Source organism: Vallitalea pronyensis (assembly GCF_018141445.1).
In the GTDB taxonomy this organism is placed as follows: Bacteria; Bacillota; Clostridia; order Lachnospirales; family Vallitaleaceae; genus Vallitalea; species Vallitalea pronyensis.
In genome coordinates this window covers 680,801-695,386 of record NZ_CP058649.1, presented here as the reverse complement: position 1 = coordinate 695,386, position 14,586 = coordinate 680,801, and the positions used below count along the sequence as shown (strand labels likewise).

The 14,586-nt window shown below is 31.9% G+C and carries 6 protein-coding genes; all 6 read right to left on the bottom strand.

Annotated features, from left to right (window positions below; all coding sequences use genetic code 11):
• Nucleotides 1-42: 42 nt before the first annotated feature.
• The 6 genes from HZI73_RS02860 to HZI73_RS02835 all read right to left on the bottom strand — a co-directional run bounded on the left by HZI73_RS02860 (nucleotide 43) and on the right by HZI73_RS02835 (nucleotide 14,456).
• The gene (locus HZI73_RS02860) at nucleotides 43-2,328 is read right to left on the bottom strand and encodes an S-layer homology domain-containing protein (RefSeq protein WP_212696753.1); all 2,286 of its coding nucleotides are present in this window, start codon (nucleotides 2,326-2,328) and stop codon (nucleotides 43-45) included.
• Nucleotides 2,329-2,406: 78 nt separating this feature from the next.
• Nucleotides 2,407-4,557, bottom strand: a complete 2,151-nt coding sequence (locus tag HZI73_RS02855) for a hypothetical protein (RefSeq protein WP_212696752.1) — start codon at nucleotides 4,555-4,557, stop codon at nucleotides 2,407-2,409.
• Between the two features lie 11 nt (nucleotides 4,558-4,568).
• Nucleotides 4,569-6,821, bottom strand: a complete 2,253-nt coding sequence (locus HZI73_RS02850) for an S-layer homology domain-containing protein (RefSeq protein WP_212696751.1) — start codon at nucleotides 6,819-6,821, stop codon at nucleotides 4,569-4,571.
• Between the two features lie 237 nt (nucleotides 6,822-7,058).
• Nucleotides 7,059-11,288 carry an Ig-like domain-containing protein gene (locus tag HZI73_RS02845; protein ID WP_212696750.1) on the bottom strand — a complete coding sequence of 1,410 codons (4,230 nt, stop codon included), beginning with the start codon at nucleotides 11,286-11,288 and terminating at the stop codon, nucleotides 7,059-7,061.
• A gap of 316 nt (nucleotides 11,289-11,604) precedes the next feature.
• Nucleotides 11,605-12,912: a peptidylprolyl isomerase gene (locus tag HZI73_RS02840; protein WP_212696749.1), complete on the bottom strand. Its 1,308-nt coding sequence runs from the start codon at nucleotides 12,910-12,912 to the stop codon at nucleotides 11,605-11,607.
• 137 nt (nucleotides 12,913-13,049) lie between these two features.
• Nucleotides 13,050-14,456, bottom strand: a complete 1,407-nt coding sequence (locus HZI73_RS02835) for a hypothetical protein (protein ID WP_212696748.1) — start codon at nucleotides 14,454-14,456, stop codon at nucleotides 13,050-13,052.
• Nucleotides 14,457-14,586 lie beyond the last annotated feature (130 nt).

The window sequence follows — 14,586 nt, the reverse complement described above, 5'->3', positions numbered from 1 at the left end:
TCATATATTTTCATAGAAAAACTGTAGATTTTATAACAATTATTAATTACCAATAGTTACTACCATTTTGTTCTTTTTATTGGTATTTATCGTTTCGTTATTACCAAAATCAACAAGCTTACCATATGTTATAGTATACTGTCGTTCTATATCCAATGCATCAAATTTTAGTATGATTGTAGTAGGATTTATATAACTTGTACTAATTGGTATTTTATTATACTCTAAACCATTATCAATATATGTTAAAGTATAATTTGAATTATTTACGTTAATGAAATTTTTGGCGATTTCTTTACTAAAACTTAATTTAATCGTATTTTCTCCAACAACTTTTGCTTCAGATATTTTAGTATCCATAGAGATAGATGTATTTTGTACAAATTTATAGTTCTTAAGTGTTGACTGATAATTTCCCATAGAGTCTTTTAATGAGGTTAATATTCTAAAATTATATGTATAAGATGCTTTTAACTTCTTGTCAGCTGGTAGATATATCTTGATTTTATTAGGATCTTCCAATTTGTTATAATATACACCAGATGGAATAGCCACGTATGATGTATTTGTAACTCCATGTATCTGATAATTAGCAATACTTTGAGCAGATTCTTGTTCTACAGGTTCATCAATGTATACTATCAATGTACTCTCATCTAGTGGTATGACAGCATCAATAACAATATCTTTTGCACTATAATAGAAACTCGTGAAATTATATTCTTTAAAATTAATGGTAAATTGCCTTGAAATATCCTGCATATTATTAATCATGACATTATACTGCTTATTCACTTTTAAATTTTCCTCTAGTTCTAAACGAACAATTTTACCCGCCCCTTGACCTTCATTCACAACTATTGCATTATTAACTCTTATGGCATAGCCTGTATCATCCGTTATGTAATAACTAAAAACTTGCTTGGCTATAATAGGATTGACTTGTTTATTAAATCTTATTTCAACTGTCTTATTATTTAATTGTATGCAATTATCAACTTCAAATGGTGTATTTGCCACAGTTACCGACTTAAATTTAACCTTATCACCTTTTCCATCGTTTAATTTTACTGCATAACTACTATTTATGTTACCATCAATGGCAATCGCAAAATACTCTTCATCTGTAAATATATAGTTACTAAAATAAATTGCTACTGCATTATCGCTTGTAGATAATTTATTTACTTCTATATTAGAATTATTACCTTTTACAACATCTATATCATCTTTTAATAACGTGTAATAGGACGTTTGTAATGCATTATCGTTTATTGGTTGAGTAAAATACACATAAATAATATTATTGCTTACAGGTACAACTTTACTTATTTTAAAAAAATCAGATTGAACTTCTTCTGCTCTAAACCCAAGAAATTTTTTACTAAATGATGTTGAAGAATTTCCTTTAAAGTCAACTACTCGGTCAATCAGTAATGTGTATTCTTCATCAACTTCTTGATTTTTACTTATTTCTATAATATAAGTATTTTGATCCTCTTTTTTATTAATACTAGTTACTGGTAGCGTATGACCATCTTTCGTTTTATATATCAATAGATTATCTGTTGTAAAATCATGAATAGATTCATTAAATGAAACTTCAATTCTATTTTCACTAACTGCTTTAATACTTGTAATACTTGTTTCTAGTACATCATCTACTAATTTATATTCTGTTGCTTTATCTTTTGTTATGATATATTTGCCAATAAATCTTTCGATCATCCTCATATTTGTTTCTGCATGTTTCATGCTTAATGCAGTAAAAATCAACTCACAAACATTTCCTCTATTAAATTTAGGGTTCCCTTTATATCCGTTTGAATAACTCACATCCTTTACTAATCCTTTTCCATAAGAGAATGCAAAAACATCAGACCAAGTAAAATCATCATTATATACATAACCTAATGCTACTAATACTAATTTTAAAAACGCTTGTTCTCCAACTGTATCATCTGGTCCAAATGAACTATTTGAGTACCCGTTAATAATACCCTTCTCAGCGCAATAACCAATATAGGGCGCATACCACTTCTCTTTAGAGACGTCTGAAAATTTAGTCGTCATATATTTCAACTTATTATCTTGAACTTCTTCTTCTTCACCTAATAATCTAACGATAAAAGCAGCAGCTTGAGCTCTTGATAACTGACTATCAAGATCATAGCTAACACCATTACCCTTGACTATATTTAACTCATTAAGTATATCTACTTTACTATTTAAATCAAGTTTATTTTCAGCTGCAAAACTACATAAACTATTATTAAGCAATACAAATACCAACAAAACTACCACAAGCAGCCTTTTATTTAACTTCATCTTATCATCTCCTAATTTTTAGTATTTTAATAGTTATCAACAAAGTGGAACAGCATAGTTCACTCTATACTTTATACACTATTTAATATCAGCAATCCCAGCAAATACTACAACTGTATTATTCTTAATTAGATTACCAAATTTGTCAACAAGATTATTTATTCTAACTTTGTAAATATCCGATTGTTGCTTTGGAATTGTTAAGACTACTTCTTTACCATCAATACTAAGGCAAGCCTGTGCAGGATAACCTAACCCTTCAATATAATAATTTCTAATATTGGTTGCTAGCGTTTCATCAAGGACTTCATTAAATGTCAACTTGACAGTAAATGTATCCAATGTTAATGCTGTGATATTATCATCAAATATTGTATCAAGTGGTAAACCAGCAAACGTTAATTTAGTCTTTTCTCTTAAAGGTTGACCTAATTGATCTTGAGCAGTCTCACTTATTGACAATTGATACAGTTTTGACTGCATGGGAGTAGTGGTCAAAATTACTTTTGAATACTCTACATTATTATTAGCTGTGTTAACTTTATATTCAGCATCAACTACTAACACTCCATTGTCTATCATATAATTAGCTATATCTAATACTGTCTCATTACCGTCATAAGCATACGTAATCTCTATCGTAGTGGAATCAATAACTTTCACATCATTTACTGATTGGTAATCTGATTTAATTTGACCGGCAAATACCATTGATTTTGATTGATTCATTACGTTCATACCATCAGATATGTTTTTCACTTCAATTGTATATACAGTATTTTGCTGATTCGAAGTTGTTAATCTAATAATATTATCATCATTTAATGTATTTCTTTCAATTATTATATCTAGTATTTCTAGATGTGGAACGATTTTATAATTATCTTTGTTTAATGCTGTAGCTTCATCTAATAGATTGTTTTCATCAAAGACCAAGTCTACTTTATTCCCAAATACAGATGATACAGACTTTAGCTCTGGCGATTTGTTATCCATTTGAATTGCACCAAAGATGCATTTTGATTCTCCGATTGCAGCTATTTCATTATTATAACTTTCAACTTGCTGAGATGAAACTGTATACACTTTACCAGAATCCAAACCCTCAATTCGAAGTAAAACAACTGTTTTATTACGATTATTATCTTTTTTCATCTCATCATCATCAAGTTGAACATCAGTTACCATTGCATCCTTATCTAATGTACTATCTATTGTAAAATAATCAACACCCAATGTATTCTTTCTGATATTCCTTGTATTAAATATAACACGTACAAGATCACCTTCTAGTGAAACAGCGGATTCAATCTTTGGAGCAACTGTATCTTTTTCAACAATTGGAACAATATCAATATTGTTATCTTTATACGTCAATGTATATAACATACCCTTTTCCAATTGCTCTGAGATTAGTAATGCTCCTCTTTCATTTGGCAATTTTTCAATATATTTAAGGTTATATTTTTTACCTTCAATATCCTTCAGATTGAAATCTTCAATATCTAATGAAACTTCTTGATTAAATAAAGCTAATATCGCAGTAGTATCAATACACCTTGCACTAATCATATTACCTTTAACTATCGTATTCTCTAATCCAATATTAGTGCTATTTTCACTAATTATACCATCTGCATCTAACGAATCAATTAATTTTACTCCATCAGTAGTTAAGGCTTGTAAACCTTCAACTAAAGCTATAGCTAGATGCCTATTAGTCATTTCCTTTATATCTGCTACTTTACTAAGCCCTTTATTCTTAGCAAATGTAATAACTTCTGACCATTTATAATCTTTATCTAAACGATACCCTAATGCCTCTAACATAATCTTATAGAACGCTTGTGCATCAATTACATCATTTGGCCTAAACATATTTTTATGTCCTGACCAACCTAAGTTAGGATTATCCTTCAGATAGGATAATATATTACGACCACCAATCCAAGCTACTTCTTTATAGTCAACAAAACTATTAGTTCCTTTATAATATTTTGCTTCATCCTCTAACCCTTTTAGCCTTAAAAAGATGATAGCAACTTGTAATCTTGTAGCATGTTCAGATAAGTACTCATCTGTTAATTCACCTGTATATCCCTTCATCAAACCAAGTCTCTTCACTGTTTCAATCTCATCCTTTGATTCTTGAGCTGATATTGGTTCGGTCAATAATACTAAGGATGTCATTATTAATAAACCCATTATAATTTTCATTTGTGTCCTCATCTTTACTACTCCTATTCTTTATAATTAATTACTTGTGTTCTCTCACCTACAACAGAATAACCGACATTGCTAAAATCTTGAATAGTATTAGCCTCTATTGTGTATGTGATAGAATCACTTAAATCATTAAACTGCATAACTACATATTTGTTATCAATGATAGTTATTGATGATGGGCTTTCAGTTCTTTCAGTACTACCATCTGAGTAACTAAGGGTATAATTACCTGCCGATGATGTTGGTGCCATATTTGCTATCTCTGTATTATACTCAACAATAATAGTATCATCTGTTACCATTCTGGCTTGAGTTATTATAGGTTTAGACCCATCAAACCCAAGTCCCTTAAACTCTATATCTTTGCTAGTGGTATTTGATAAGAATAATGCATTTCTTATATTCTGATTTAGTGTTACCCTATATGTAAATCCATCTTTATACTTTACACCTACAGGTAACATAATCTTAACCATACTATTATTCTCTTTTTCATTAAAATAAATTGCAACAGGATTTATTGTATTAAACGAATGGTCATTTACCCCTGAAATTAAATAGTTAGCCTGTAAAGTAGCTGTTGATTCATCAATTGGTTGGTTAAAGTATATGGCTATTTCTCTGTCATTAATTGGATACACGAGATCTGCATTAAGTTCTGCATGATCTACATCCATTACATAAACATAAGAATCTGTTTCATATATAGAATGTTGTCTTAAACTATCATTTATATTCTTTACTGTTATCGGATAGTTTACATTACCTGACATTGGTAATGGAACCCCTAGCTGAACAATGTTTCCACCATATTCTCCTAACAACTTAGCTTTTATTATAGGTACAATTTGACCTTCAGGACTTTTAATAATATAATTAGATATTTCTTCTGCACTCTGTTTATCTAGAGGCATATTAAATTGAACCTCTATAGTCTGCTTATCAACTGCAGTTGCAGAAACATATTCTAGTTTCTTATTCTCCAAATAAATTGGTTCAAAAGCCATCGTTTCATTCTGTCTGTTATTAATAGGAGCACCTTTTTTATCAACAAGCAAGGATCTAGCTACTAATTCATAATCCATAGACAGATCAAACTCATGATTTATTAAACGCATTGTAATACTCTTATTGTCTGTAGGATTTAATGCTATTTCCATATTAGAAGGATTACCATTAATAATTGGTTTTCCATCTTGTTTAATAATATAATAATTTTCAATAGTTGCTACAGCATTTATTGGTTGTGTAAAATATATTTGAATCTGATTTTTACTTATCGGTATTATCTTACTTAAGTGAAAATATTCAGACTCAACAGCAATAATGCTATATCCTACAAATTTAACGTCATCAATTGTTTTAGTAAAACCATCTTCATCTACTATATCAATAAGTTGTATGGTATATGTCACCTTACTTTCTTGATTACTGGTATCTAAGATAAGTTTATTTTTTTCTATCTTATTAATGCTTACATCAAGCTTTTGATCATTATTGTTACTTATAATACTTATATTTTTTTCTTTTATTTCTTCAATATTTTCATTAAACTCAATCTCAATACGTGTTTTAGATTGTACGTTTAGTTGTTTTATTTTTGTTGGGTTTTTATCTATAATGTAGCCATATTTCTCTGCAATACTGGGGTTAATAACTTTATTATCAATTAAACGTTCTATGGCTGTTCTTCCATCATCCTTAATTTCTTTATTTAAAATATTATATAAAACATTAATAACATCTTTCCTTTTATAATTTAAGTTATCATTGTTTTTACTTAAATACGAACCATCGATTACAATTCCTTTTTTGTATGCAAATACAAATAAATTACTCCAAGAAAAATCAATATCCTTCTTATAGCCTAATGCTTCAGCTGTTAACTTAATAAAAGCTCTTTCACTTATTGGTTCTTTAGGTTTATAATTACCGTCACTAAATCCATCAATAATCCCTTGGCTTACACAATACCCTATATAAGGGGCATACCATTGTTTCATTTCAACATCTAAGAATCCAGTGTTTCTATAATTGATTGCATCCTTTTTAACTAGAGCTTCTTGACCTAATAGTCTAACAATAAAAGTTGCTGCTTCGGCTCTTGTTAGTGTTCCCTCTAGATTAAAGTCTCTTCCATTTCCCATGATAATATTAAAATCATGAAGAGTATTAGCTTTGTCATCTATCGTCATAGATGCGTGACTTAAAGTAACAGAATTCATACATAGCACCAATATAAACATAGTAATAATAAATTTTTTCAAATTTCATTCCCCCTTAATTATACTTAACTACTAATCATTATATCATATTTATCTTGGTATAATATTACAATTAAAATAAATTTAGCAAGTATCATTAAAATTAATTGTTGATTAATCGTTCTCCTAAATATATCTTCTTTTCCGATTAGATTGTGCCCATGCTGGGCACACACAAAAAAATAAGAAGTGGGAAATCCCACTTCTTATCCAAAACGCACAAGTTAACTTGCTCGTTTATTAGTTAATTGTTATTGCACTAGAACTATAAGTATTACCCTTTAGATCTCTAACCGTTAATGTCGCAAGAATATCATTTGTAACGATTGAAGCATCTAAAGTAACAGTTAATACTGTACCAGCAGTATTCCAAGAAACTGCTGTATTTCCAGCTGATTTTGCAACAGCGGAACTATCTGTGAATGTTATTCCTAATTCAGAAATAGTATCTAAAGATTTATCCATTTGTTCTGCAAAGGTTAAAGTAACTGTACCAGGTGCTGCTGCTACTGCATCTACACCACCTGTAAGAGGGGCTGAAGATGATGCTGTTAATGTAGCATTACCGTTACCTAAAACATTAATATCAACAAGCGTTAATCCTGCTGCTGCTGCTGCTGTTACTATAGCATTACCTACATTATCTATAGCTTCATCTGATAAGGTAATTGTAAGTGTATTTGCTGTTTCATTGAATCCTACTGCTGTTGTTGATGAACCTGGTGCTGCTAAAACTTCTACATTAGTACTATTTCCAGCTACACCCTCATTCTTAGCAACAACTGTAACTGTATCTGCAAGCAAGTCTAATGAAGCTTTTACTCCTGTCACTGCTGTAACAGCACTAGTCTTAACTACAGTTGGTGCAGCTACAGTTGAATCAACATTCGGAACAGATACTTGCATGTAATCTGAATCGCTAACATCTGTATCAACTTTACTTGTTGTACCAGTCTTGTCAACTAATAAATTGTTTTTACTTCTAACTTTAAATATTGAAGCTGCTTTAAGTTTTTTACTTAACTTAAACTTAATCGTTTTTGAATCAACAAATTCATCATCATTAGCAGCGGCAGGTAATTCCATAATATAAGTACCATTAACTGCTGTACCATCTTCAAATATACCAGTTATATCAAATAATGCTGATAATTGAACTGCTGTTAAATCATTGCCAGGAGCCACTCCACTAGCTGTAGCTACTGCATGATTTAATGTAACAGTAACAATTTCTCTTTCATTATCAATACTTGCTGTAGCTACTGCTGGTTTAGCATGGGTAACACTACTTCCTGCTAATGTAGCAGTAATATTAGCATCTTGAGTTCCTGCAGCGTTTGCTACATTCGTTCCATTAGGTATAGTCAAAGTATAAACTGTACCTGGAGTAGTTGGATTAATTAAGTAAACTGTAAACTCACTACCATCTGAAGCTGAATTTTCTTCAATTAAGTGAACTGCAGTACTTGAGTAATAGGTATCTGAGCTAATTGTAGTTTGAAGATTAGCAGCAGTAAAACTAGTTACTGGTGTTTTAAATTTAACTGTAAATGATTTATTATCAATTGGTAAAATATAATCAATAGCTGGTTTTCCTTGAGCTACTGAGCTACCTGCAAATTGCGTTTTAACAGGATTGCTTGAACTATCAAGAGCCATAGAAACATTACCAGCATTTATTGGTTGCGCTCCAACAAACCATAAGTAATATACTCTACCTGGTACTAATGTATCACTTGAGCTTAATGTTAATCTTAAAACAGATTTGTTAGTAGGTAATACTTTTAGTGTTGCACCTGAACTTACTGCATCACCATTTGAATTACTAAACGATTCACCAGTGTTTCCACCTGAAATACGTACAGCTCCTACAGCTGGTTGTACTGAAGGTGTTTCATCTTTCAATGCACCATTGAAATAGATATCAATTGTTTTATTATCAACTGGCATAATATATTCTACTTTAAACGCATAAGAAGTTGTTGTACCTGCAAATTGTGTTTTTGCTTTTGCAGAATCTGTTTGAGCAGTACCTCTTTCGTTTATAAACTGGTCTCCAGCTGTAGTAATCTCAACATCATATAGAATACCACTTGCTAAGTCGCTAGCTAGGTAAAGCGTTACTTTCTTTTCTTTCTTATCTTGAATTACCGCATTAACTGTAATTCTTTGAGTTGAATCAGTATTTTTAGAAACAGTAAAATCACTAGGTTCAATTGCTGAATCAGCAACTGTTGTATTTAAGTATACATCTACCGTTCTTATATTAAGTGCATAAGCTGATCCTACCTCTGGTCTTACATCAGCACCAACGCCTGCAAATGAAGCAGTATTATCAGAACTAATAACTACATTGTCCGCAGATTTAACACCTGTTACAGTTACTTTGTACATTGTGTTGAATCCTTGAGCATTGGTTAGAACCTTAACGATACTTCCATCAGTCTGAACCTCAGCATCCAATCCATAACCAAGACCATTATCAAATTTGTAATTAGCAAATACAGTAGCTGTATCTGTGTCAAGGTTCTTATCGAAATCAACGTAAACATAAGTTTCGCCATTTTCGATTTGAGCATATGCATTTACAACTTTTGGTGCAGTTGTATCAAGAGGAATACCGCCAAAGTTTGCTTCATCATCACTTGAGTTGATTACATTACCAGAAATATCTTTAACATTTACAATTGTAATTTTATATAACTCAGAAGCTTCTTGAGCAGCTGTTGTTAATTTAACTACCTTATTTCCAGTTAATAATTCAGCATTTAATACCGCTAACTCTTTTCCATCTCTATCTTTGATAGTGTAGTTAGCAACATCATTAACAGTTTCTGAATCCATTTCTTCATCAAATGTAGCTTCTACAATTGAATTTGATTTTGCAACTGCAGTTTTCATTACCTTTGGAGCTGTTGTATCTTTAGCAATACCACCAAACTTAGCTTCATCATTAGAAGAATCAACCACAACACCATCAATATTTTGAACATTTACGACAGTTATTGTATAAAGTTCTCCTGTTTTTTGCTCAGCAGTTGTTAAATATACAGATTTGTTATAATTAGCAGGATCTTGATCTTTTGTAACTACTTTAGCTTCTAATACGATAAATGCATTACCACTTCTATCTTTAATTGTATAGTTAGAAGCATCTTCTGCTGTCGTTGTATCCAGTTCTTGATCAAACATAATTTGGACTTTTGTATTAGATTTAGCAATACCTGTTTGAGACACTTTTGGAGCAGGTAATTTTGCAACCCCACCAAACTTAGCAGTGTTATCGCTAGTTCCAACAACTAAGCCTTCTAAGTTATAAACTCCAGCTACAGTAATCGTATACAACTCTCCAGGTTTTTGCTCTGCGGTTGTAAGTCTTACAGTTTTATCTGCTGTTAATTCAGCAGCAGTAACTAATAATGCATTGTTATTTCTATCTTTGATAGTATAGTTAGTTGCAATCTCTGCTGATGCTTTTTCCATTACATCATCAAAAGAAATTTCAACCGTTTTATATCCTTTAGCAATAGCTGTGAGTGTTACTTTTGGAGCTGTTGTATCAGCAGCTAAGCCAACATAATCAAAGTCTTTTTCTTGATAAGTTATTGTGTGCTTTAAGTTCTTAGTATGAGCAGCTGTCTTAAGCCTTACATCTTTAGAACCATATAATAACACTTCTTTAACTTCTACTACTTTGTCATTCTCATCAACAATTGCAAATGCATCAGCACTTGGAACTACATCCGTTTCATCATTTAAAGTTAATTTAACATAAGATGCATTCATAGCTCTAACTGACTTAATATTTAAGTTAGCAACCACTGGAGGTTCCACTAAGTCAAGGTCTACAGCTACATCTTGGTCAATCGCTCCAGCTTCAACTAACGCATCAACTAGAACAATGCCATCACTGTTTTCAGCTTTTAATACTTCAACAGTTACTGCAGCAACGTCAGCCATTGTAAGTTCTTCAGCGTTAGCAGCTGCTACCAAACCTTTTTCAGCAGCGAAGTCCATAACCTCAGCCCACTCAAAATCAGTTCCTTGAGCATAACCTAATGCTTCAAGCATAACTTTGTAATACTGTTGAACAGTCATCATGCCATTAGGATCAACTTTATTATCGTATCCAATCCATCCTAACTCTGGATTAGCTTTTAAGTAAGCAAGAATTGATCTTCCAGCTACCCAAGTCAATTCTTCAGCATCTTCAAAAGTTTCAGTACCTTCAAAAGCTAAAGCCTCATCCTCTAACCCTCTTAATCTTAATGTCATAATAGCAATCTTCCATCTTGGACTCTCAGATGCAAGATATTCATCAGTTACACCATCGCCATCGCCTTTGATTAAATCTAAGGCTTCGCAAATTTCTGCATCAGTCTTTTGTTCAGCAGCAAATGAAACTGTAAAAGTAGATATAATCATTGCTAATGAAAGAACTAATGCTAAAACTTTCTTAAAGTTTTTCATTAATATTTCTCCTCCTTTTATATTGCTTCTTAAATTAATTGGAAAGGTTTGGATACCTTTCTAGCACATGGTAAATTATAGCACTACATTATTTTCCAGTCAATATGAATCAATTAGATGTAACAAATCTGTAATAGAGTTATTACTGGAAAAGGCAATTATGCTGGATAATAATTGTATTGCTAATATATTATATACATTTTTATCCATGAATACAAGCTTTTTCCTTGAATGTAATAATAACGTAATAAAATGTTATTATTTTCCATAGACAATTAAGAACCCCTTTCTCAAGGGGTTCAGCTAACGTACTTATCTATTCTTTTACGGACTCTTCTCTTACCTTAATTGTCTTAAGCAACTCTTCATTCATAACCACTGAATATTCTTGGCGCAAAACTTCAATCTGTTGCTTGAACCCTTCCTCTTTAAGTTGATTCTTAACATCTTCTATAATCATCTTCTCACGATTCTTAACAGCTTCTATATCTTTATCAAGTGGTGGTAGCAATTCTTCTAACTTAATAATATGATACCCATAGGCTGTTTCAACCAAGTCACTAATTTCACCTGGCTTTAGAGCAAATGCAGCCTCTTCAAAAGGTTTCACCATCTGACCTCTTGAGAAGGTATATTCACCCCCAGCACCCATAGAGCCTGGGTCTTCAGAATATTCTTTTACAAGGGCTTGGAAGTCTTCCCCAGATTTTGCTTTTGCTAGTACTTCTTCTGCTAAAGCCTTTACTTCTGCTTTTTTCTCGTCAGATAGTGGCTCTCCTGTTTCATCTGCTGTAGAAAATAATATGTGTCTTGCTCTTACCTGCTCTGCATAATATGTATATCCATTTTGCTGTATATCGGTATACTGTGTGTTTTGTTCTAATTTTGCTTGCAATGTTGTTTCATCTATAGCAATTGCTTCTATCATCTTATGATAAGCTATTTGACTGGTCATCTCTTTTATCACTTGTGCTTTCATGAACGCCTGTGTTACACCGTCTTTATCTGCGTTAGGATAACCATCAATAGCCTGTATGACTTTATCATCAATGCCTTCAAGCTGCTCTTCTGCCAAACTAGTGCCATCTTTTAGCGCTATTTGATAAAGTATGTTGACAATTTCCATGGTGTTGACAGCACTTTCTTTTGCATAATCTTCAACGGTTTTTCCTTCTTCCAATTCTTGCTCCCATACCGATGGCCCGTACATGTATTCATATTGGTTAACAATCTGATTAAGGTAAATCTTTAACTCTCTGACAAGAATCTTTTCATGACCAATCGTTGCTATGACTTGGTCAGCCACGTCTGCATAACCTGGGTCACTTAACTTAATGGTTTTTGTTACACCATCCCACACGACATCTTTTCCTAATATCTCAGATACTTTTCTAATAGGTACATATGTCGTTTCTTCATATACAAGGCTATTGGGAACTTCTTTTCCATTGGTTAAGGTATAACTCTCACCTGCCTTAGCTACTTGTTCTCCATTTAATTCAATATTGATCGTATTAATAAGTACTTGAATATGCTTAACGATGTCTTCGGCTTTAACCCATGTCCCTGATAGTAACAAACAAGCTACTAAAAATCCTGCTACAAATCCTTTGAATTTATTCATCTGTTCTTCTCCTCCATTTTTTATCTATGGCTTACTCCTATTTTAGATGTAATTCTAGTAATTGTCAATATTCTTTGACAATAATGACAATATGCAAACACCCGTATCACTATGCTTAAGGGTTCTTTGTTTCATTGCTACTGTTCATAACCTGTTATTCCATTATCATCCATCCATATTTTCTTAGCTCTCATTAAATAATCCAAATCCTCATCTCCCTCTCCATTAATTCGTGTTAACAGCTCTTGAGACTTAAACAAATCATTATACGTTAGATATGGATAATCAACAAATCCCATGGTACCATCTGGTAAATAAGCATATTCTAGATTATGATCCTCCATAATCCAACAATCCAGTGTGTTTTTTATACCCTTTAGCATGTATTCTGCAATTACTAGATATTCTTGGTTCTCTTCTTCTTCATATAATAATAAGAACATATTGATTGCTTGAAGTTGATGGTTAAGCGATGTATGGGTTGGATTCAGATTATCTATTTCATGGTAATAATCCTCCACTAACCATCCTTCACCATTTTTTTCAGAGTCAAATGTAAAATGATTATTTTTTGCATGTTCAACATAATAATGAGCAGCTTCTAAATACACCTGACGAAAAATATCATGTCCAAACTTTTGATAAGCGATTAAGTATGTTTCAATAATGTCAGCATTAAAACGTGTATCAAAAAAGTGAGCACCTATCCCATAATCATTTTTAAGCCAATCGCTTTGTGGCAATGTAGGAAAATAACCATGGTCATTCAAATTATCTGCTGCAATGATTAACCAACTCTGGGCTAATAAATCCGATGCCAATGAACCGCCTTTTTCAGTAAAGGAACTGACAATGTACATGGCAGGATTTTTCCAGAAAGCATGGTTACTTGTTGGTTTATAACTATTAGGACTTTTATAATAATAACCATCTTCTCCAAACCTAGCTTTTTTATCCACATCATAGTAGGACCATAATTGAACATTTTCTGGATTCGTTAAATCAATTAATTGATTAGGAGATTGAAGTCCCCACATGATACCGTGCCAATTCTTCTCTAGCTTAAAGGTATAGGTAACCAACCATGTATCTTCATGTTGGCTTAAATGTACGGGTACTACATGCTCTTCTATACTCTCTTTTGTACCATTCCCAAGATCTCGATATGTATAATTCTGTCCTGATAAATAGTGATCTCCGTCAGTTTCTATGTAGAACATGGTGTTCATTGGTAATGGGCCTTCTTTTAGTTTCTCCGCGATTAACTCTTTGTTTTCATTAAAATAGTATAACATCCCTTTGTTTCCTAAAATAGTCATTTTAGCTGTATAATGACCTTCCAATGTATCATAGTCAATTCTTCTATTAAAAAAAAGGCCTTGTTTGTTAAAGGTAATATTCTGTTGTTTGTATGTAAAGTTATCTTGTTTAACCGTAATGGTATCTTTTTTATAGCCTTCATTTATTTCCTTACGATTAGTAAAGTACAACACGACGCCTATTAGTATTATTACGACGAGTATGATTAATAGTCTTTTTTGCATATCATCCCTCTTTCATATGGCAAATATATATTGTTATAGGTCATTCTGATTGTATAAGTTAGTGGTAGTAATTTAAACCTCATTGTTTCTTATCAATAATAGCATTATATCACTTCATATTTTCACATAC